Consider the following 21,614-nt stretch of genomic DNA (forward strand, 5'->3'; position numbering starts at 1 on the left):
GGCCCATCATTTCGTGACACTGTCAGTCCCTTCTCGAAATGCCGACGGACAACTCCGATCCTTCCACGACTGTCTGCCGAAGGGGTCGGCGTGAGGCGAGGTAAGCGGCAAACGCGTCCTCGCTCGAATATGCGGGGACGTACCCGAACTGTTCCTTGAGCCGCCGATTGTCGAGAACGGGTCGGTACTGGAGAAATCCGACGCGCTCCGGACCGTGTTCCGTTACGCCCAATCGCCGTCCGACGCGTAGAACGCCTCGCAACAGCCATGCAGGAAGCGTCACCGTGCGCTTGCCCATCCGGGAAGCCAACTGGTCGACGGTCAACGCGCCGTCGCCCGCGACATTGAAGATGCCCACTTGGTTTCCGGTCACGGCCTCCGCAAAAGCGCCCGCGACATCGGTGTGCCAGACAAACACGAAGGGGCTGTCGCTCCCGGCAACCTTGAGCAGCTTGCGGCGATCGAACAACGCGGTGATCTGATTGTCGACGCTCTCACCCAAGATCGTGCCGATCCGGAAGACAACTTGTTCCAACTCCGGGTGTTCGACGCGATATTCGGCGAGCATCTCTTCGACCAGGCGTTTGTGGCGACTGTAAGTGAATTCGTCGTTGCCTCGGACAGGTACGTCCTCGGTGATCCACGGTGGGTTGTCGGAGTGGTAGCCGTACGCCGCTCCGGACGAAGACACGACGAGCCGTCCAACCCCGTGTTCGACGCAGGCCGCGAGCACGTTTCGTGTCCCGTCGACGTCGACGCGGTACTCCTGCTCTGCTGTCGTGTTCTTGCCGGGATTCACGATGGACGCAAGGTGGATCACGACGTTCGGTCGGTACTGACCGAACACCCGCCCCAATTCTGTGGGGTCGCAGACGTCCGCCCTAACGCGGCGGATGCGATCGTCCGGCGTGTCCTTGACCGTGAGGTCGGCACAGACAACGGTGATGCCCTGCGCGATCAGTGCGTCGATGACAGCGGTACCCAGGAACCCGTTCCCGCCCGTGACGAGTGCGACGGTCATGCCGGTATCGCCTTTCGGGCGCGTCGCTTGGACCAGATCGTCGCCAGAGCCAACCCGGCGATGATGTCCCAGATTCCCCACCAGCCGGCCACGACGGCCATGCCACCGAGCCCGTCGAAGAACGTGAACACCAGGCCAAGCCCCAGTCCGGCATTGCGGATGCCGACCTCGAAAGAGACGGCGCGACGGCTGTATTCGTTCAACCCGGTGACGGCGCCGCAGAAGTATCCCAGTGCGAGGGCAACCGTGTCGTGCAGGAAGACCGCGAGCAGTACCACCCCGATGTAGTCGACGAAGTACGACGCATTCCCTGACACACCCGCGACGATAAAGATCAACAACGCCACCAACGAACCGTTTTTCACCCAAGGCTGCGCTTTCGCGGCGATCTCCGGGAACTTTTGTGCCGCCCAGATGCCGAGAACGAACGGCACGCCGATGATCAGGGCGATTTGCGCGACCATCTCGAGCGCATTCAGGTTCACGGACTGCAACAGAGCGTCGGTCTCGGGGCGTCGGCTCCCCCAGAACGCGAGATTGAGCGGCATGAGGAAGATCGCGAAGACGTTCGACACCGCCGTCATGGACACCGAGAGTGCGACGTCGCCGCCCGCCCGGTGAGTCAGGACATTCGAGATATTGCCCGGCGGGCAGCACGCCACCAGGATCATGCCGAGCGCTACCGAGGGAGCGGGCGAGAGAATCAGCGTCAGCAGAAAAGTCACTGCCGGCAGCAGCAGGAACTGGGCAGCGATACCCACCGCCATCGCCTTGGGTTTGGTGAGCGCACGACGGAAGTCGTCGACCGAGGTGTCGAGGGCGATCCCCAGCATGATCGCGGCCAGCACCACGTTGAGGATCATCAACGATCCCGGGTTGAAGTTGAGCACCACGTCATCGATCGGCATCACTGACTTCCCTTCGTCAGAGCGGCATCGAGCAGTCCGATGTGCCGTCTGATCGCCGATCGGTAGGCGTCCTTGTTCACGTAGTAGGCCATTCGTCCCAGCTTCAGGTACTTGTATCCCCCGGACAGATCGGGAGGAGGGCCGGCCGCCGCTGCCGAGAATTCGCGCGCCGCGGCGGGGGCTTCGGTGCGTGCGGTGATCAATTTGGCCACCAACTCGGCCTGCTCGTAACGGCCCTGCCACCCGAGACCGGATGCTTCGACCATGCCGAGAACAAAGAGATTGTCGTGGCGGCGACTCGCGACGTTGAGGAACAGGTCCGGGGCAGCACCCGACCAATCCAGGTCCTCGCGCGCGATGAAGGGATAGTCGAGGTGATACCCCGTGGCGCAGAGAACGAGGTCGTAGTCGGCAGACGATCCGTCGACAAACCGCACCGTCTTCCCCTCGAACCGGTCGACGTCAGCGCGCATGTGCACGTCACCGTGCCCGATGTGGTGCAGGATCAACGAGTTCACGACCGGATGCGATTCGTAGATCTTGTAGTCCGGTGCCGGAAATCCGAACCGCACCGGATCTCCCGTGAACTGCTTGAGTACCAAGGTGTCGACGCGTTGTTTGATCCACGGCGGCAACGGCTTTCCCTGATTCAAGGTGTCCGAGGGTCGCCCGAACAGATACTTGGGGACGAAGTAGTAGCCTCGCCGAACGCTCAAATCGACGCACTCGGCCTGGTGGACGGCATCGACGGCGATGTCGCATCCACTGTTGCCCGCTCCGATGACCAGCACTCTCTTTCCGCGGAAGATCTCGGCACTGCGGTACTCGCTCGTGTGCATCAACGTGCCGGTGAAGTCGCCCCGGAACGTCGGTATGTTCGGCTTCGACAGCGTTCCGTTCGCGATGATCACGCCTCGATACCGCGCGACTGAAGTCTCACCGCTGCGACTACGCGTGGTGACCTGCCACAGCGAATCGACCGGCGAAACGTCGATGACGGTAGTGCCGAAGGCAAAGTGCCTGCGAAGATCGTGGGTATCGGCGTAGTCGCGGAAATACTCGGCAAGTTCGACGTGGCTCGGGTAGTCGGCAACCGAATCCGCCATCGGGAACTCCGCGAATGCGGTGGTGCCCTTCGACGAAATGAGGTGCGCCGACTCGTAGACGGTGCTGTGCGGGTTGTCGATGTCCCAGAGCCCACCGACGTCGTCGTGGCTCTCGAAGCCGTCGAACGCTATGCCGGCTCGATCGAGGTTTCGCGCGCCGGCCAATCCAGACGGACCCGCTCCGATCAGCGCGTACTTGCCCTCTGTGCTCATGGGTCGAGCGTCGCAGATAGTTCGAATCTTGCGGCAATGTGCAGGATAATGACGTTATGAGCGCACTCGATGCCGACAACGATCGCGGGATAGATGAAATCGATCTGAGGATAATCAATGCGCTGCAGCTCGCACCGCGATCGAAGTGGCTTTCGTTGGCCGGCCCACTCGAACTCGACGCCGCGACTCTCGCCCGGCGTTGGAATCGACTGTCCGAATCGTCGTTGGCCTGGGTCACGGTTACTCCGGGGCCACAGGTGCTGGGCACCATCGTCACAGCGATCATCGAAATCGATTGCTCACCAGAACTTCTCGACACCGTCGCGGCACGTCTCACCGTCTTGGCCCACGCCGTGACCATCGAAGTATCAACAGGTAGAGCCGATCTGCTCGTCACAGCCGGTACTGCGGACTTGGCGTCGATGTCGCGCTTCATCTCGGAAGAGATCGCAACGATCGACGGCGTACTCGCGACACGAACCTCGATCATCACACGCTGGTTCACCGAAGGTGGGCGATGGAGACTCAATGCGCTGGCACCGTCCGAGAAGGGTGTGCTGACCACCAGCGAAAGCCGTACTGCCGTGCGCGCTCGGTCGACCGGCATTTCCGAACAGGATCGCAAGGTTCTCACGATCCTCGCCTACGACGGGCGCACTCCCATGAAGGAGTTGGCCGACGCGATCGGTGTCAGTCCGGCTGCATGCAAACGCCAGATCGACCGGCTCACGTCTTCGGGGTTGGTGGCGCTGCGGTGTGAATTTGCCCGGCCGCTGGCCGGGCTTCCCGTGCTCGCCACACTGTGGTGCCGCGTCGAACCCGAACTTCTCGATACTGCGGGCCGATTACTGAGCCGAGCGCCGGAAGTCCGAAACTGTTTCGCGGTGGTGGGCGCCGACAACCTGGTGGTTCAGTTGTGGCTGCATTCTCCTGCAGAACTCGATGCATTCGAAATTCGTCTGCGCAAGGAGATTTCGGGGCTTTACGTCACCGAACGATCCATCGTGCTGCACCTGCGCAAACTGCTCGGTCACGTACTCGATCAGAACGGGCGCAGAACCTCGACTATCGCCCCGGATGTGTGGTTGCCGAGCCGCACCGATTCACCGGAAAACCGATAACACGACAGAGCCCACGACCACCGGGAGTGGACGTGGGCTCTGTGATCAGTTGAGTAGATCAGCCGCGCATCTGCGCACCGACAGCCTTGGAGGCAGCCTCGACCGCGGCATCGCGAGCCGCGCTTGCCTCGTCCTCGGTCAGTGTCCGGTCGACACCACGGAATCGCAACGCGAACGCGAGCGACTTGCGGCCTTCACCGACCTGCTCGCCCTCGAAGACGTCGAAGAGGCGAATGTCTTCGAGAAGTTCGCCGCCGCCGGAACGCAGAGCTTCCTGGACCTTCGCCGCAGGAATATCGCGATCGACAACAACCGCCACGTCCTGGAGCACTGCGGGGAAGGGCGAAATGCGCGGCGCCGGCAGGTTCTCGACCAACGGCAAAGCGTCGAGGTCGATCTCCAGTGCACAAGTGCGCGCAGGCAATCCCGCACGCTCGAGGACAGCCGGATGCAGTTCGCCCGCATGACCGACTACGTTGCCGTCAACGACAACCTCGGCGCAACGGCCGGGATGCCACGGCAGGTACTGCGCCGCACGCAGTTCCACCTCGACGCCTGCTGCAGCTGCAATGACCCGCACTGCTGCAAAAGTGTCCGAAGCCTCGGCCTGACGGCCAGGACCCCAGGGGCCGCTCGGCTCACGCAAACCACTCAACACTGCAGCGATGTGCACGGGCTGAGCCGGCAACGACGCGATCAGGTTCGCGATCTGCTCGTCCGTCGGGCGACGATCCACCGGCAATGCATCCACCGGCTTGGTATCGGGGCCCGGCAGGACAACCTGCGCGATGCCGTACAGCGAAAGATCACGCTGACCGCGAGAAGCGTTGCGAGCCAGGATCTCCAGCAGACCCGGGAGCAGCGTGGTCGCCAACTCCGGACGATCGGCTTCGAGCGGGTTGAGGACCTTGCTGGTGTTGCGGCGCGGATCATCCGCGTCGAGGCCCCAGACGTCGAAGACGTTGGTGGGCAGGAAGACCGGAGGAAGTACCTCGACGTAACCGGCGTGAGCCACGGCCTTCGACACCGTGCGCTTACGCCGCTGCGACGGAGTCAATCCGCGTCCGGCCGGAGCGGCGGGAAGCACCGACGGGATCTGCTCGAGACCTTCGAGGCGAAGAACTTCCTCGACGAGGTCCGCAGGCTGCACCAGGTCCGGACGCCACGACGGCGGCGTCGCGACCAACTGGCCGTGTCCCTCTTCGCTGACGCCGACCTCGACGTTGCAGCCAACCTGGGTGAGGCGGCGAGCAGCGGTGCCGTTGGGGTACGTGACTCCGGCGACACGGTCGGGCAGGTCGATATCCATGCGAATGGCAGCGCGAGGGGCGACATCGCCCACGTCGGTCAGGACCGGCTCGATCCGTCCGCCGGCAATCTCGACCAGCAGAGCGGCTGCGCGGTCGACGGCCGCGAGCGGAATCGCCGGATCGACGACGCGCTCGAAACGCTTGCTCGCCTCACTCGGCAGCTTGTGCCGGCGCGCCGTCTTGAAGACTGCGAGCGGATCCCAGGTAGCTCCTTCGAGGAGGATGTCCGTCGTTGCCGTTCCCACCTCGGTGGTTGCGCCGCCCATGACGGCAGCCAGCGAGATGACTCCGGAATCGTCGGCGATGACAACGTCTTCAGGATCGAGCGTACGTTCGACGTCGTCGAGCGTCGTCAGCTTCTCCCCCGCCTTGGCGCGACGGACCACCAGGTCGCCCTGCACCGAGGTCGCATCGAACGCGTGCAGAGGCTGGCCGAGTTCGAGCATCACGTAGTTGGTGACGTCGACGGCCGGCGAGATCGGGCGAACACCCGAGAGCAGAAGTCGACGCTGCAGCCACCACGGGCTCACTGCCTGCGGATCAATACCCGTGATCTTCCGCATCACGAAACGCGAAGCCTTGGACTCCGGTTCGAGGCGCACCGGCCAGGCTTCACCCTCAGCCGGGTGCGCGGGAACCGAAGCGGGATCGGCGTATTCGAGATCGAAGCCGCACGCGAGCTCTCGCGTGAGACCACGGACCGAGAAGCAGTAGCCACGGTCCGGGGTGATGTTCAGTTCGATGATCGTGTCACCGAGACCGAGCAACTCGTTGCCGTCGGCGCCGGGTTCAGCGGTACCAGGCTCGAGCACCAAGATGCCCGAATGGTCTTTGCCGATACCGAGTTCCGAGACGGAGCAAATCATGCCGTCGGACACCTGGCCGTACGTCTTGCGAGTGGCGATTTCGAATCCGCCGGGCAGCACCGCGCCGGGCAGCGCAACGACGACGAGGTCACCCTCGTTGAAATTGCGTGCGCCACAGACGATGCCGCGAGGCTCGGGTTCGCCGACCTCGACCTGGCAGAAGCGGATCGGCTTCTTGAACTCGGTCAGTTCGGTGATGGAGACGACCTTGCCGACGACCAACGGGCCGTCGATCGCCTCGAGTGTGTCGAGTTCCTCGACTTCGAGTCCCACCCGGACGAACCCGGCGTCCAGCTCTTCCGGGGTCACCTCCCAGTCCGGAGTTGCCCGCTGCAGGATCTCGGTCAGCCAGGATTGCGCTACTCGCACGTCTGCTCAGCTCTCTCGTTTGTCGATAAGTCTTAGTGAAGGTTCCGCGGACCGGATCGGTCAGCCTGCGACACCGAAGGGCAGCGTGAAACGCACGTCACCTTCGACGATGTCGCGCATGTCCGGGATACCGTTGCGGAACTGCAGGGTCCGCTCGAGGCCCATGCCGAATGCGAAACCCGAGTACTCGTCGGGATCGATACCGCTGGCGCGCAGAACGTTCGGGTTGACCATGCCGCAGCCGCCCCACTCGACCCAGCCGGCGCCGCCCTTCTTGTTCGCGAACCAGACGTCGACCTCGGCCGACGGTTCCGTGAACGGGAAGTAGTTGGGGCGCATACGGGTACGCGTCTCGGGGCCGAAAAGGGCACGAGCGAACGCGTCGAGAGTCCCGCGCAGGTTGGCCATGGTCAGGCCCTTGTCGACGGCCAGGCCTTCGACCTGCGAGAAGACAGGCGTGTGGGTCGCATCGAGTTCATCGGTGCGGAACGTGCGGCCCGGGCACACCACGTAGATCGGCACCTCACGCGAGAGCATGGTGCGGACCTGCACCGGCGAGGTGTGGGTACGCAGCACCTGGCGAGAGTTCTCGGGTGCCAGGTGGAAGGTGTCCTGCATCGTGCGCGCAGGGTGATCCGGCAAGAAGTTGAGTGCGTCGAAGTTGAAGTGCTCGGTCTCCACCTCCGGACCCTCGGCAACTTCCCAACCCATCGCGACGAATACGTCGGCGACCTGCTCGGAAATCAGGCTGATCGGGTGACGAGCCCCGACGGGGTGGCGATCGGAAGGCAGAGTGACGTCGATTGCCTCGGCAACCAACACCGCAGCGTCACGCTCGGCGAGGAGAACCTCACGACGAGCGTCGTACGCGTTGTTGATCCGAGTGCGGAAGATGTTGACGCGCTTACCGGCGTCCGCCTTTTCCTTGCCCGGAAGGCTGCCGAGTCCCCGGCGCGCGAGGGCGATCGGGGACTTGTCCCCCAGGTGCTCCACCTTGACGTGCGCCAGCGCGTCCAGGTCAGCGGCGTCCGCCAGCGCCTTCTCGGCGTTCTCAGCCGCAGCGGTCAACGCCTCTTCGGTGAGTACACTCGCGTCGACCTCCGGCGGTGTCGCGCCCTCATTTTTGGCCACGGCTGTGACGCTCCTGTCGCTTCTCGGTTTACTTCTCGTACTGCGTGCTTCTTGTACTGCTTACTTCTTGTACTGCGAGCGAGCATTCGAACTCGCTCGAGCATTGTCTCTGCTCTTGTATTGTCTCAGGCTTCCGCAAATGGGATTCCGTGAGGTCTTCGCGTGCGTTTTCAGCCGTGATCGGTGGCGCGATTTTGCACCCGCGCGCTTGCGTACAGGCAAATTGCCGCCGCTGTCGCGAGGTTCAAGCTTTCGGCGCGGCCATGGATCGGAATCCTGACCCGATGATCAGCCTGCGCGGCGATCGCCGGATCGAGACCGTGAGCTTCGTTCCCGAACAGCCAAGCCGTCGGCTTGCTCAGCAACTCGTCGGCCTCGTCGAGATCGACCTCGCCGTCAGCTGCAGTCGCGAGAATCTGAATGCCGGCTGCGCGAATCTGCTCGATCACCGACACCGTGTCTCGATCGCGGACGACTGGCAGGTGAAAGAGGCTGCCCGCCGACGAACGAACGACCTTGCCGTTGTGCGGATCGACGCTGTCACCGGCGAGGATTGCCGCATCGGCACCCACTGCGTCGGCGATGCGAATGACGGTGCCCGCGTTACCTGGTTCGTTGACCTCGACCGGCACTGCGAGCAGGCGGGTCTCCTGATGGACGGCTGCGCTCAGCGGTACATCCAGTAGATCGCTGACGGCAACGAGACCGGGCGGCGTGACGGTGTCGCTCAGAGCTTTGATTGCTCGATCGGTCACAAGAGCAACACGAACTCCAGCGGTCAGCGCCCGATCGATGACGTGCTGATAGCGCTCGGCTGCGTCCTCGGTGTAGAAGAGGTCGTGTACCGGGCGGGCCTCGCCGTTCGAGAGTGCACCGTTCAACAGTTCGGTGACCGAGTTCTCGCCCTCGACGAGGAAACGTCCTGCTTTGCGTCGTTCTGCTGTGCGCAGGAGCTTGACAGCAGAAACGACCCGCGGAGTCCGCTCGGTGAGCGGGTCCACGGGCCGTTGCTGTGATGCGTGAATCAGGCTGCTTCTCCGGCAGGAGCGTTCACGTCAGCCGGCAGAGCGGCCTTCGCGAGTGCGACCAGGCCGGCAAAGGCCTCGGCATCGGAGACAGCGAGCTCGGCCAGGATCTTGCGGTCGACCTCGACCTCTGCCAGACGCAGGCCCTGGATGAGGCGGTTGTACGTGATGTCGTTTGCGCGAGCTGCAGCGTTGATACGCGTGATCCACAGCTTGCGGAACTCGCCCTTGCGCGCACGACGGTCGCGGTACGCGTAGGTGAGCGAGTGGAGCTGCTGCTCCTTGGCCTTGGTGTACAGACGCGAACGCTGTCCACGGTAGCCGCTGGATGCAGCAAGAATTGAACGACGCTTCTTCTGGGCGTTGACCGCCCTCTTTACGCGTGCCACTTGAAAAATCCTGTCAATCTAGGGGCTGAAAGTACGGCCCCGGGTGGTCAGTAAGGGGGCGACTCAGATGCCGAGCATGCGCTTGATGCGCGGAGCGTCGTCAGGGCTGACAACAGCGACACCGTCGAGACGACGGGTAACCCTGCTGGACTTGTGCTCGAGAAGGTGGCGACGGCCGGCCTTCTGGCGCATGAGCTTTCCGCTGCCGGACACCTTGAATCGCTTCGAGGCGCCGCTGTGGCTCTTCATCTTGGGCATGGAGTCCTCAGTTCTTGTTACGTGGTGGATCTTGGGAAATCGACTAGCTGGCCGGAGCCTCGGGAGCGGCATCGCCGGTCGCCGGTGCTTCCGGAGCTGCTTCACTGGAAGCCGGTGCGGCCGGAGCCGGACGCGGAGCAGCCTGAGCCACTGGCGCCTGAGCGCTCTCCTGCGCCTTGACGCGAGTCTTGGCGCCCTTGTGCGGTGCCAGGACCATCGTCATGTTTCGGCCGTCCTGCTTTGCCGAGGTTTCGACGAATCCGAGATCTGCGACGTCTGCTCCCAGACGCTGCAGAAGGCGGTAGCCGAGTTCGGGGCGTGACTGCTCACGTCCGCGGAACATGATCGTGACCTTGACCTTGGAACCGGCTTCGAGGAAGCGAACGACGTTGCGCTTCTTGGTCTCGTAGTCGTGGTCGTCGATCTTGGGTCGGAGCTTCTGCTCCTTGATGACCGTCAGCTGCTGGTTCTTACGTGACTCACGTGCCTTCTGTGCAGCCTCGTACTTGAACTTGCCGTAGTCCATGATCTTGCAGACCGGTGGACGGGCATCAGGAGCTACCTCGACCAGGTCGAGGTCGGCCTCAAGGGCCAAGCGGAGTGCATCTTCAACACGCACGATGCCTACCTGTTCCCCGCCAGGTCCGACCAAACGAACCTCGGGAACGCGGATACGATCGTTGATGCGGGTCTCAGTGCTGATGGGGCCTCCTAGGTTGAACGGTGCGGTCTTCATGACCGCACGCAGCCCGTACCGCCCGCACCCCAACAAAAAAGCCCCGCTGTGATGATTGCTCATCCGCGGGGCCCGATGTCGACCGATCACATAAGATCCAGCTCACGCCGAAACCTATCTCCTCGACTGAGCGAGGAACCTGACGAAGAATTGATCTCCGATAACAGGTGACCGGAACCACTGAACTGCAGTTTCGCCTGCCGTGCAGAGGTGGGAGTCGGACTCCACTTGCTGCCCCCGAACAAGTCGGAGGCGGTCGTTGCAACAAGAGTAACAGGTCGCCACAGATGAAAGAAATCGGTGCCGCTCCCAGTGCTGCCGGGAGAGGCCCGATTCAACACCACCACGGCCTGATGGAATCCTTACAACCATGAGTGAGAACTTCGAGGCAGATCAGAACACCGACGGCGCGAACCCCGACGTCCGCGAACTCTCCGAAGTTCCCGCGGTCGAGGTCATCAGCCGCGCCGCAGTGATGCTGATGAGTTCGGCTGCCGAAAAACTCGGCCTCTCCGACGCCGATCCGTCTTCCAGTCCCTATCTGGACCTCGACGAAGCTCGTCGAGTCATCACGGCGCTTGCCGGACTGGTGACTGCGTCGGTCGAATACCTCGGCCCCCACGCCGGACCCATCCGTGAAGGCCTTCAAGCCCTGCAGCGCGCATTCCGTGAGGCCTCCTCGCACCCGGACGAGCCAGGAAAGGGACCGGGCGAGAAGTTCACCGGTCCGGTCTACTGAGTTGGCAACCGCCAACAAGACCCAACCGACGCCCGAGGACGTCGACGCATTCATTTCACGCGTCGACGACCGCAAGCGTGCCGACAGCCTGGAGCTGATCTCCTTGCTGTCGGCCGCGACCGGCGAGCCTGCCGTCATGTGGGGCTCGAGCATCATCGGTTTCGGGGCACGGCACTACCGGTATGCGAGTGGCCACGAAGGTGACACCCCACTGATCGGGTTCTCCCCCAGGGCCACCGCGCTCACGTTGTACTTGTCGCTGAACTTCGACGACTACACCGACACACTGGCGCGCCTCGGCAAGCACAAGATCGGCAAGGGCTGCCTGTACGTCAAACGGCTGAGCGACGTCGACATGGCAGTCCTGACCGAACTGATCACGGATTCCGTTGCCGCAGCCCGCAACATGATCGACTGAACAGGTCACCTTCGTGGGGCTACAGGCCGAGCGTCTTCGGGCGGTTGGCCGAACAGGGTCGAATCCCGTGGTGTGAAGTGATCGTTCGTGAGCGTGGCCCGACGCATTCGATCGAGTCGAAACCACCGCACCGCGTCGCGCTGGCGACACCAGCCGATGAGAAACCACTGCCCACGGTCCTGCGCCAGAATGTGTGGCTCAACTGCCCGCACCGTCTCCGCACCGTCCCCATCCACGTAGTGCAACGACACGACGCGACTCTGTTCGAGCCCCTGCTCGACGGCCCGCCGGTTCGTGCGCGAATCCGCTACTACCCCGCCGTCGCCGCGAATCCACACACGGCCACCGAGTTCGGCGACCTTACGACGACTCTCCTCGTCCATCACGTCGAGCAGTTTCGCCAGAGCTGCTCGTCCGTCCGGCGCAAACGGGGCGTCACCGGCCGCCGTCAAGGCCAACGCGATTGAAACTGCTTGCGGAACAGTGAAATTGACCGGCGGTAGCGTGGCGCGACCTACGAGTCGGTATCCACCCCCGGGGCCCGAGCGCGCCTCGATCGCCGCGCCCGACATCATCAGAGTCTCGATATCCCGCTTGATCGTCCGGGTGGTGACACCGAATTCCTCGGACAATCGGGAACACGTAGCCCCTCGATCGCCCTGTCGCCGAAGCTCTTCGACGAGAGCGTGCAATCTCGCAGCTCGATTCACGTTCACCAGTGTCGCAGATTTCGATACCAAACAGTGACATAATTGGTGACACTCTGTTGTCACCAACCTGATTGCACAGTGAGTCCATGAAAACTCACATCGTTCTTGTTCCCGGATTCTGGCTCGGCTCATGGGCTTGGGACGCAGTCCTCCCCCACCTCGAGCGCTCCGACACCACCCGCGTGACCAGCCTGACGCTGCCCGGACTCGACGCCGTCGATGCAGATAGATCAGCGGTCACCTTCGACGCCCACGTCCGCGCAGTCATCGACGCTGTATCGGATTCAGACGAACGTACGGTCCTGGTCGTACACAGCGGCGCCGGCCCGGTGGGATACGCGGTAACCGATCGCATCCCGGATCGAGTCGCGCGGATCGTCTACGTCGATTCAGGCCCCATGCCCGACGGCGCGGCGCTGCGACCGGATCTGGCCGCTGACGTCGTCGAGATACCGCTGCCGACGTGGGCAGAACTTGAAGCAGACGGCAGCAGCCTCGAAGGACTCGACGAGAAGGCTCTCGAGGCGTTTCGCGCCAACGCCGTCCCCGAACCGGCCGGGCCGGCGCGTGAGCCGATTGTCCTGACGAACGAAAAGCGCTACCAGGTGCCGTCAACCGTCGTTTGCAGCACGTTCCCGTCCGCGGTGATTGCCCAGATGGCCGACGGAGGTCATCCGATGGCCGCCGAACTGGCGAAACTCCCCGTGACGTACGTCGACCTCCCGACCGGCCATTGGCCGATGTGGTCGCGCCCCGAAGACGTCGCCCAGGTGATCCTCGAGGCCGCCGCTTCCTGATCGACAAAGCAGTGATGCCGGATCGGATTCCGACCCGGCATCACTGACCGACTGCTACTTGCTCACCTTCTACTAGCTCACGGAAGCAGCTTTCTTCCGTGGCGCCGCCTTCTTTGCGGCAACTGCCTTCGTTGCACGCTTCTTGGTGATCGGCTTGGCCTTGACGGGCGCGTGCTGTGCGGTGAGAACCTCACTGAGGAACTTGCCCGTGTAGCTCTCGGGGACCGCGGCAACGTCCTCCGGGGTACCTTGCGCCACAACGGTTCCGCCGCCGGATCCACCTTCGGGCCCCATGTCGACGACCCAGTCCGACGTCTTGATCACGTCGAGGTTGTGCTCGATCACGATCACGCTGTTGCCTTTGTCCACCAGACCGTTGATCACGATCAGGAGCTTTCGGATGTCCTCGAAATGCAGACCCGTGGTGGGCTCGTCGAGGATGTACACCGTGCGACCGGTGGACCGCTTCTGCAACTCGGCGGCCAGCTTGACGCGCTGCGCCTCACCACCGGACAGGGTCGGAGCCGGCTGACCCAGTCGGACATAGCCCAGTCCGACGTCGACCAGCGTCTTGAGGTACCGGTGAATAGACGTCACCGGCTGGAAGAACTCGGCTGCTTCCTCGATGGGCATGTCGAGTACCTCGGCGATCGACTTGCCCTTGTAGTGGACCTCGAGCGTTTCGCGGTTGTACCGAGCGCCGTGGCATACCTCGCAGGGCACGTACACGTCCGGCAGGAAGTTCATCTCGATCTTCAAGGTTCCGTCGCCGGAGCACGCCTCGCAGCGTCCACCCTTGACATTGAACGAGAATCGGCCGGGCTGGTAACCGCGGACTTTCGCCTCCGTGGTGGCCGCGAACAGGGTTCGGATCTTGTCGAACACACCGGTGTACGTCGCCGCATTCGATCGCGGAGTCCGGCCGATCGGAGACTGATCGACCTGCACGAGCTTGTCCAGCTGATCGAGACCGTTGATTCGTGTGTGACGGCCAGGCACCTGGCGTGCACCGTTGAGCTTGTTCGCCATGACGGTCGCGAGAATGTCGTTGACCAACGTCGACTTGCCCGAACCGGAGACACCGGTGACAGCGGTGAGAACACCCAGCGGGAAACTCACGTCGATGCCGTCGAGATTGTGCTCGCGAGCTCCGACGACCGTGACCTGGCGTTTGCGATCCACCGGCCGACGAATGGCCGGAACCTCGATGAAGCTGCGACCAGACAGGTAGGCCCCGGTCAAAGACTCTTCACACGTCAGCAGTTCTTCATACGGTCCGCTGTGGACGACCTTGCCGCCGTGCTCGCCGGCGTACGGTCCGATGTCGACCACCCAGTCGGATGTACGGATCGTGTCTTCGTCGTGTTCGACGACGATCAGCGTGTTGCCGAGGTCGCGCAGGCGCGTCAGGGTTTCGATCAGTCGCCGGTTGTCGCGCTGGTGCAGCCCGATGGACGGCTCGTCGAGCACGTACAACACACCGACGAGTCCGGATCCGATCTGCGTTGCCAAGCGAATTCGCTGGGCTTCGCCACCGGACAACGTGCCCGCGGCTCGCGAGAGGGAAAGGTATTCCAGGCCGACGTCGAGCAGGAAGCCGAGGCGCGCCTGAACTTCCTTGAGGACCTGACCCGCGATTGCCTCTTCACGCGAGCCGAGAGTGAGGCTGTTCAGGAAATCCGCGCAATCGGAGATCGACAGTTCACAGACCTCGGCGATGGACTTACTGCCGAAGTCTCCCGCCGCGATAGTTACAGACAGGATTTCGGGGCGCAGGCGAGCACCACCACACGCCGGGCACGGGGTGTCGCGCATGTACCCGTCGTAGCGTTCCTTCATCTGATCGGATTCGGTCTGTTCGAGCCGGCGGTGCAAGAACGGCATCACACCTTCGAACTCCGCGTAGTAAGAACGGGTACGGCCGTACCGATTCTTGTACCGGACGTGCACCTGCTCTTCGCTGCCTTCGAGGATTGCTTTGCGGGCCTTCGCCGGCAACTTGTTCCACGGCGTCTTCATGTCGAATCCGAGAATGTCGCCGAGGCCGGACAGCAGGCGTCCGAAGTACTCGGAACTCTGGCCCATCGACCACGGCGCGATTGCACCGTCTTCGAGACTCAGGTCAGGATCGGGAACCACCAGATCCGGGTCGACCTCCTTGCGGATACCGAGGCCGGTGCATTCCGGGCAGGCGCCGTAGGGCGAGTTGAAGGAGAACGAGCGCGGTTCGAGATCGTCGATCGCGAGTGCGTGGCCATTCGGGCAGGCCAGCTTCTCGGAGAAACGACGCTCACGATCAGGTGCATTTTCTTCACGGTCGACGAAGTCGAGGACCACGATGCCTTCGGCCAATCGAAGTGCGGTCTCGACCGAGTCGGTCAGGCGCTGCTTCGAGCTCGCCTTGACCTGCAATCGGTCGACCACTACTTCGATGTCGTGCTTTTCCTGTTTCTTGAGCTTCGGCGGATCTGCGAGTGAATGGACGACTCCGTCGACGCGCACGCGCGAGTAGCCCTGGGTATTGAGCTGATCGAAAAGGTCGACGAACTCGCCTTTACGGGTACGGACTACCGGTGCGAGGACCTGGAACTTGATGCCCTCTTCCATCTCGAGCACCTGGTCGACGATCTGCTGCGGGGTCTGACGTGCGATCTTCTCACCACAGACCGGGCAGTGCGCCGAACCTGCGCGGGCATAAAGGAGCCGGAGGTAGTCGTAGACCTCGGTGATCGTGCCCACCGTCGAACGGGGGTTGCGGTTGGTCGACTTCTGGTCGATGGACACCGCCGGCGACAATCCCTCGATGAAATCGACATCGGGCTTGTCCATCTGACCGAGGAACTGACGCGCGTATGCCGAGAGTGACTCGACGTAACGGCGCTGACCTTCGGCAAAGATCGTGTCGAACGCGAGGCTGGACTTGCCGGAGCCGGACAACCCGGTGAAGACGATCAGGCTGTCTCGCGGGAGGTCGAGATCGACTCCTCGCAGATTGTGCTCACGCGCACCCCGCACGATCAGGCGATCCGCCACACCAATTCCCTTCATTGTCAATCGTCCGGGGCCGTCCCCCCGGAGAAGTCTCGAGTGGCCTCGCAAACGCGAGTCCTCGAGCGATCGTCATCGTAGGCCGAGCCACCGACACGTTTTTCTCACCAGGCGAGCCCATCGCTCTACCTGCCCCTATTCGAAGGTAGCCTGCGTTTCATGACGAATCAGCCCATCGTGATCGACGACTCCTACACCGGTCAGGTCTCCCCCGATTCTGCCCCTCAGCGGCGCACAGTCGACGGTGCCGTCATCACGAAGATGTCGGTCGGCCCCATGGACAACAACACTTACCTCGTCGTCTGTTCCGCGACCGGGAAATCTCTCCTGATCGATGCGGCCAACGAGGCCGAGAAGATCATTGCGCTCATCGAACAGGAAGCACCTGTTTTCGATTCCATCGTCACCACCCACCAACACGGTGATCACTGGTTGGCTCTGCAGGACGTCCACGCTGCCACCAAGGTGCCGACCGCGGCTCACCCTCTCGACGCGGAGGTCCTTCCCGTCACCCCGGACGTACTCCTCGAAGACGGCGACAAGGTGACAGTTGGCAATCTGAGCCTCGACGTCATTCACCTGTCCGGCCACACGCCCGGTTCCATTGCGTTGGCTCTGACCGAACCGAATGGACAGGTTCACCTCTTCACCGGCGACTCACTCTTCCCCGGCGGCGTCGGAAAGACCGCCGACCCCGAGAAGTTCACTTCCCTGCTCGACGACGTGGAAAACAAGCTGTTCGGAAGGTACGACGACGCGACCGTCGTCTACCCCGGGCACGGCAAGGACACGACGCTGGGTACCGAGCGCCCGCACCTGGCGGAATGGCGCGAGCGCGGTTGGTGACGTTTCACCTGTTCCGTACTAGACCCCGCTAACCGACTTCCTGACTATCGACCTGTTCACCGTCGACGCGAAGTCGCGGAAGCCAGGTCGACAGAGTCCGGCCGAGTCCTTCGACCATCCGTTCCCCGAACACACACAGCGTGCGTTCCCACGGATGGCCGAAGGTCCCTTCCGTGAAGTCGTCACGACTGAATATGTAGTAGTCGCCGTTCGGATAGATCGGGACACGCCACTCCGCCAACTCTTTCGCGGCAGCATGCGCCTCCGCGTCGAAGGTGTAGCCCGGATGCTGCCAATCCAGAACGACAAAGTTGGGATCGTCGTTCCAAATGGTGACAAAACAGCGCAACGCTTCGGCGTTTATCGCATCCACGCGAGCAGCCCACGCCCCTGGAGTCGCAGCTGGCGCCGCACCCAAATCGAAGACCACGGCCGGCGTCGGCTCAGCGATACCTTCGTGGTCACAACACCATCGTGCTCGAACGGTGCGCATTGTGTGACACCTTCGAACACGCCGTATGCGGATACGCGGTAACGGATACTTCAGAACGGTGTGTCCGGATCGGTGGAGAAGTCATCGACGCAGTACAGCGCGCTTCGGCGACCAGGAATCCGTCAACCGGGTCAGGCGTCGCGGGATCGCCGAACCGGACCAATTCCTTGTGAGATCGCTAGGGTGGAAAACGAACCTACATCGGGAGGCTTGAAACATGCTGGTACGTCGAATTGCTCGTCCACTGCTTTCCACGATCTTCATCGCCGGGGGAATCGATGCTTTGCGCAACCCCGCTCAGCGAGCAGCCAAAGCGTCACCGCTGATCGACAAATCCGTCGAGACGCTGCCAGGAGCAGTGACGCAGAAGGTGCCTGCTGATCCGGAAACACTCGTCAAGATCAACGCCGCCGTCCAGATCGGCGGCGGTGCCCTGCTGGCCACCGGCAAGGCGCCGCGTGTCGCGTCGTTGGTCCTCGCGGGGAGCCTGGTACCGACCACGCTTGCCGGTCACGACTTCTGGAACGAAACCGATCCGTCACTGCGAGCGATGCAGCGGACCAACTTCATCAAGAACGTCAGCTTGCTCGGCGGACTGATGATCGCGTCCGTCGACACCGAGGGCAAGCCGTCGCTCGGCTGGCGTGGCCGCCGCGCCGCGAAGAAGGCCCAGGCGTCTATAGCCGCGGCACTTCCGTTGGTCGCATCGCAGACCGATCACACGAGCGATCGCGTCGAACACGCTCTGTCGGTGGCGTCCGAACGCGGTTCCGAACTTGCCGAAACCGCGAAGGCGCACGGCACGGATTGGCTCGAACTTGCCAAGGAGCGCAGCTCCGGGTTCGCGGAGATCGCGAGCAAGCGTGCCGCTGAATTCGGAGAGGTCGCCAAAGAACGCGGCCCGGACATCCTCGAAGTCGCGCAGAAGCGCGGCTCCGAACTGGCCGAGACCGCACGCGAGCGCAGCGCCGAACTGGCAGAGCTGGCGAGCAAGCGCAGCTCCGAGTTCGCCGAACTCGCGCTCGAAAAGAGCAACGAGTGGGCCGAAACGGCGTCGGAGCAGACCGAGGTGCTGGGTAAACGTGCCCGAAAGCGCGCCGAGAAGGCGCTCGAAAAGGCTCGCGCCAAGAAGGACGAATTGACGCACTGAGTGCACCGAAAACACGGTCAGGCCACCTTCGGGTGGCCTGACCTGTATCTATGCGGCAGTTCATCTGGGGGAACTAGACTGTCTTGGCGCTTTTGCAGCGCGTGAATTTCTCATCAAGCCTAGGAGATCCTTTGCCCGACGCGGACCCGTCACTGAACGAGCAAGAGCTCGAGCAGCAGTACGTGACGATGTTGTACTCCCGTCTCGACGATCTTCGAAAGTATGCCCAAACTCGCTTGAGCACGGTCCTCCTCGAGACCGGCGGAACCCCGCAAGCACGCAGTGAACGCGAATCCTTCAATGCCATGTACACCGAGGATCTCGCCAAGTACGACGCAGCCGAGAACGGAATGTGTTTCGGACGCATCGACTTCGACGACGAGCGACGCTACGTCGGCCGACTCGGAATTCTGGACACCGACAACGACTACGAAACGCTACTGCTCGACTGGCGAGCTCCGATGGCACGCCCGTTCTATCTGGCGACGCCCGCGGCACCTGAGGGCGTCAAGCGACGACGCCATATCCGCAGTCGGAGCCGAACAGTCACCGGAATCAACGACGAATACCTGGACCTCGACGCTGCCCGAGCCGCCGGCGTGGTGACCGAAGCCGGCGGCGTCGCCGGTGAGAGCGCACTCCTGGACGCTCTGAACGCAGCGCGTACGGGTCAGATGAACGACATCGTCGAGACCATTCAGAGTGAGCAGGATGCCATCATCCGCTCCGAGCACAAAAGCGTTCTGGTGGTCCAGGGCGGTCCGGGTACCGGCAAAACCGCGGTCGCCCTTCACCGTGCCGCGTTCCTGCTCTACACCTACCGCCAGCAACTGGCCAAGGCCGGTGTTCTCATCATCGGGCCGAACGCGACGTTCCTCGACTACATCAGCCAGGTCCTTCCTTCACTCGGTGAGACCGGAGTTCTGCTCTCGACGATCGGGGACCTGTACCCCGGAGTGCGTGCGACTCGTACGGATTCCCTCGCCGCCGGTGAGATCAAGGGTTCCCTCGCGATCCTCGACGTACTCAAGAACGCCGTCCGGGATCGGCAGGAAGTCCCGTCGAAGCCGATCACCCTTCGATTCGACACGTACGACTTGAAGCTGGATCGCAAGACTGTCACGAAGGCTCGCGGACGTGCTCGGTCGTCGCGTCGCCCACACAACCTGGCGCGCCCGATCTTCGTGGCAGCAGTCATCGAGGCGTTGGCACTGCAGATGGCCGAACTCATCGGCGGCAACCTCGTGGACGGCGGCTCACTCCTCAGTCGGGACGACATCGCCGACATTCGCGACGAGATGCGTGAGGACGCGGACATCATGTCCGCCATCGGAAAGCTGTGGCCTGAATTGTCGCCGCAGCAAATCCTCGCGGAACTGTGGACCTCTCCGGCGAGGTTGGCCAAGGCAGCGCCGCAACTCGACGACGCCCAACGCGACGAGCTTCTGCAGAGCGTCGGACCGGGTTTCAGTGCGGCAGACGCTCCCCTACTCGATGAACTGGCCGAGATCCTCGGAGTCGACGATGCCGCCGAACGCGAACGCGCACAACGTGAATGGCGCGCGCAGATCGCCGACGCCCAGGGCGCCCTCGACATCCTCACCGGCTCTGCACCACAGGATCTCGAAGACGAGCTGGACCCCGAGATCTTGATGGCGTACGACTTGATCGACGCCAGCCAACTCGCCCAGCGCCACGATCAGGGCCAGCGCCAGACCACGGCAGAACGCGCTGCCGGCGACCGAACCTGGACCTACGGTCACGTGATCGTCGACGAAGCCCAAGAGCTCTCCGAAATGGCGTGGCGAATGCTGATGCGGCGCATACCGAATCGCTGGATGACGTTGGTCGGCGATACAGCTCAGACCGGTGATCCCGCGGGAACCTCGTCCTGGCAGAAGATTCTCGAGCCTTACGTCGCCAAGCGCTGGAAGCTCACCGAACTGACCGTCAACTACCGAACTCCCTCGGAGATCATAGATGTCGCGCACCGTGTGCTCGAAGAGATCGACCCGGAGCAATCCGTGCCCCGGTCGGTACGCGACAGCGGATTCGCGCCGTGGGCACTCAAGACCACGGCCGAAGAATTGGAATCGACCGTGCGCCGTTGCATCGAGTCCGAGTCGCATCCCGGTATCACCGCAGTGATCGCCGGTTCCGAGGTCGTTGCCGTTCTGGCGGGCATTGCGAGTGAGACCGTAAGTGTCCTGTCGGTCAAGGACGTCAAGGGACTCGAGTTCGACACCGTGTTGATCGTCGAACCTGCCGACATTCTCGACGAGTCACCACGCGGAATGAACGACCTCTACGTCGCGTTGACCCGCGCTACCCAGAGGCTCGGGATCATTCACGTCGAGTCGCTCCCCGCGGTTCTCGACGGCGTCGCGGCAGCAGAGTTGGCCTTCGATTCGTGAGCCTCACGGAGTAGGTTCGTGCGTGACACCACGAATCGTGGTGTCACCCCAATTTGTGTCGACGACTGAAGGAATGACCCCTCGTGCTTGGCCTGCCCGCAAGTTCCGCCGCACCCATCCGCAAGATCGCTCGCGTGGTGATCGGTGTCGGGATGCTTGCAGCGGTGACAGCCGGTTGTTCAGAGGATGATTCGAGTTCAACGGCTGCTGCAGGAAGCGACGACATCGCTGCCGTTGCTGCCGCACCGACCGAAAAACCGGTAGACGATGCCGAACGGTTGCGGGCGGCGCTCGCGTCTACGGGGGTCAAGCCCGCCTTTTCCGACGACATGTTGCAGGCGCTCGGTGACGGCGTCTGCCAGCAACTCGCGGCCGGCACGGATCGAGAGATGATCATCGCGAATCTGCGGACGGTATCGCTGAACGGCGCGAGCGAACCGATGGTCACCACCGGAAACGACTCGGCCGCATCGACAACGCCCCCCAGCGCCGATCAGCTGGCTGAAGTGTTCGTCGATGCGGCCGAGGCCGACTACTGCCGATAGG

20 protein-coding genes are annotated in these 21,614 nt (G+C 62.8%); 8 read left to right on the plus strand and 12 right to left on the minus strand.

Features of this window, described 5'->3' with window-relative positions; translation table 11 throughout:
• Positions 1-22: 22 nt before the first annotated feature.
• From QMA15_RS24170 to QMA15_RS24180, 3 genes are read right to left on the minus strand one after another with little or no spacing between them, the layout of a single operon-like run.
• Positions 23-1,021 (minus strand): SDR family oxidoreductase, encoded by a 999-nt coding sequence (locus QMA15_RS24170; RefSeq protein ID WP_279164113.1) that lies wholly within the window; start codon positions 1,019-1,021, stop codon positions 23-25.
• On the minus strand, positions 1,018-1,929 hold the full coding sequence (locus tag QMA15_RS24175) for a bile acid:sodium symporter family protein (RefSeq protein ID WP_279164114.1): 912 nt from the start codon (positions 1,927-1,929) through the stop codon (positions 1,018-1,020). The genes QMA15_RS24170 and QMA15_RS24175 overlap by 4 nt, the downstream gene beginning before the upstream one ends.
• On the minus strand, positions 1,929-3,248 hold the full coding sequence (locus QMA15_RS24180; RefSeq protein WP_279164115.1) for an NAD(P)/FAD-dependent oxidoreductase: 1,320 nt from the start codon (positions 3,246-3,248) through the stop codon (positions 1,929-1,931). Before QMA15_RS24180 ends, QMA15_RS24175 begins: the two co-directional genes overlap by 1 nt.
• Positions 3,249-3,304: 56 nt before the next feature.
• Between QMA15_RS24180 and QMA15_RS24185 the strand changes: the two genes are divergently transcribed.
• Positions 3,305-4,369, plus strand: a complete 1,065-nt coding sequence (locus QMA15_RS24185) for an Lrp/AsnC family transcriptional regulator (protein WP_070387010.1) — start codon at positions 3,305-3,307, stop codon at positions 4,367-4,369.
• A gap of 58 nt (positions 4,370-4,427) precedes the next feature.
• Here the strand turns inward: QMA15_RS24185 and pheT are convergent, their stop codons facing one another.
• From pheT to infC, 6 genes are all read right to left on the minus strand, one after another.
• A complete protein-coding gene (pheT, locus tag QMA15_RS24190) occupies positions 4,428-6,914 on the minus strand; it encodes a phenylalanine--tRNA ligase subunit beta (protein WP_019748615.1) in 2,487 nt (828 codons plus the stop codon).
• A gap of 60 nt (positions 6,915-6,974) precedes the next feature.
• The gene (gene pheS / locus QMA15_RS24195) at positions 6,975-8,045 is read right to left on the minus strand and encodes a phenylalanine--tRNA ligase subunit alpha (RefSeq protein ID WP_003944109.1); all 1,071 of its coding nucleotides are present in this window, start codon (positions 8,043-8,045) and stop codon (positions 6,975-6,977) included.
• A gap of 170 nt (positions 8,046-8,215) precedes the next feature.
• The gene (locus QMA15_RS24200; protein WP_007736261.1) at positions 8,216-9,046 is read right to left on the minus strand and encodes an RNA methyltransferase; all 831 of its coding nucleotides are present in this window, start codon (positions 9,044-9,046) and stop codon (positions 8,216-8,218) included.
• A 23-nt stretch (positions 9,047-9,069) separates the two neighbouring features.
• Complete coding sequence (rplT, locus tag QMA15_RS24205; RefSeq protein WP_019748616.1) at positions 9,070-9,459, minus strand: 50S ribosomal protein L20; 390 nt, start codon at positions 9,457-9,459, stop codon at positions 9,070-9,072.
• Positions 9,460-9,522: 63 nt separating this feature from the next.
• On the minus strand, positions 9,523-9,717 hold the full coding sequence (rpmI, locus tag QMA15_RS24210) for a 50S ribosomal protein L35 (RefSeq protein ID WP_003944043.1): 195 nt from the start codon (positions 9,715-9,717) through the stop codon (positions 9,523-9,525).
• Positions 9,718-9,760: 43 nt separating this feature from the next.
• Positions 9,761-10,453 (minus strand): translation initiation factor IF-3, encoded by a 693-nt coding sequence (gene infC / locus QMA15_RS24215; protein ID WP_003944008.1) that lies wholly within the window; start codon positions 10,451-10,453, stop codon positions 9,761-9,763.
• 370 nt (positions 10,454-10,823) lie between these two features.
• Here infC and QMA15_RS24220 point away from each other — a divergent pair, with 370 nt between their 5' ends.
• A complete protein-coding gene (locus QMA15_RS24220; protein ID WP_020907885.1) occupies positions 10,824-11,192 on the plus strand; it encodes a DUF1844 domain-containing protein in 369 nt (122 codons plus the stop codon).
• Between the two features lies 1 nt (position 11,193).
• The gene (locus QMA15_RS24225) at positions 11,194-11,610 is read left to right on the plus strand and encodes a DUF1801 domain-containing protein (protein WP_279164116.1); all 417 of its coding nucleotides are present in this window, start codon (positions 11,194-11,196) and stop codon (positions 11,608-11,610) included.
• Positions 11,611-11,615: 5 nt separating this feature from the next.
• Here QMA15_RS24225 and QMA15_RS24230 read toward each other — a convergent pair whose 3' ends face one another.
• Entirely contained in the window at positions 11,616-12,326 is a 711-nt protein-coding gene (locus QMA15_RS24230) for a WYL domain-containing protein (RefSeq protein WP_019748619.1), read from the minus strand.
• 80 nt (positions 12,327-12,406) lie between these two features.
• On the opposite strand from QMA15_RS24230, the gene QMA15_RS24235 reads away from it, so the two are divergent.
• The gene (locus tag QMA15_RS24235) at positions 12,407-13,117 is read left to right on the plus strand and encodes an alpha/beta hydrolase (RefSeq protein WP_019748620.1); all 711 of its coding nucleotides are present in this window, start codon (positions 12,407-12,409) and stop codon (positions 13,115-13,117) included.
• 72 nt (positions 13,118-13,189) lie between these two features.
• On the opposite strand, the gene uvrA is transcribed toward QMA15_RS24235, so the two are convergent.
• A complete protein-coding gene (gene uvrA / locus QMA15_RS24240; RefSeq protein ID WP_024487477.1) occupies positions 13,190-16,150 on the minus strand; it encodes an excinuclease ABC subunit UvrA in 2,961 nt (986 codons plus the stop codon).
• A 174-nt stretch (positions 16,151-16,324) separates the two neighbouring features.
• Between uvrA and QMA15_RS24245 the strand changes: the two genes are divergently transcribed.
• Positions 16,325-17,011, plus strand: a complete 687-nt coding sequence (locus QMA15_RS24245; protein WP_020969731.1) for an MBL fold metallo-hydrolase — start codon at positions 16,325-16,327, stop codon at positions 17,009-17,011.
• A 28-nt stretch (positions 17,012-17,039) separates the two neighbouring features.
• Here the strand turns inward: QMA15_RS24245 and QMA15_RS24250 are convergent, their stop codons facing one another.
• Positions 17,040-17,504, minus strand: a complete 465-nt coding sequence (locus QMA15_RS24250) for a DUF2716 domain-containing protein (protein WP_279164117.1) — start codon at positions 17,502-17,504, stop codon at positions 17,040-17,042.
• Between the two features lie 217 nt (positions 17,505-17,721).
• On the opposite strand from QMA15_RS24250, the gene QMA15_RS24255 reads away from it, so the two are divergent.
• The 3 genes from QMA15_RS24255 (at position 17,722) to QMA15_RS24265 (ending at position 21,613) form a co-directional block, all read left to right on the plus strand.
• Positions 17,722-18,654, plus strand: a complete 933-nt coding sequence (locus tag QMA15_RS24255; RefSeq protein WP_279164118.1) for a DoxX family membrane protein — start codon at positions 17,722-17,724, stop codon at positions 18,652-18,654.
• A 131-nt stretch (positions 18,655-18,785) separates the two neighbouring features.
• On the plus strand, positions 18,786-21,068 hold the full coding sequence (locus QMA15_RS24260; RefSeq protein ID WP_290286984.1) for an ATP-binding domain-containing protein: 2,283 nt from the start codon (positions 18,786-18,788) through the stop codon (positions 21,066-21,068).
• Between the two features lie 83 nt (positions 21,069-21,151).
• The gene (locus QMA15_RS24265; RefSeq protein ID WP_084325639.1) at positions 21,152-21,613 is read left to right on the plus strand and encodes a DUF732 domain-containing protein; all 462 of its coding nucleotides are present in this window, start codon (positions 21,152-21,154) and stop codon (positions 21,611-21,613) included.
• Position 21,614 lies beyond the last annotated feature (1 nt).

The organism is Rhodococcus sp. APC 3903 (assembly GCF_030407755.1).
Taxonomy (GTDB): Bacteria; Actinomycetota; Actinomycetes; order Mycobacteriales; family Mycobacteriaceae; genus Rhodococcus_F; species Rhodococcus_F erythropolis.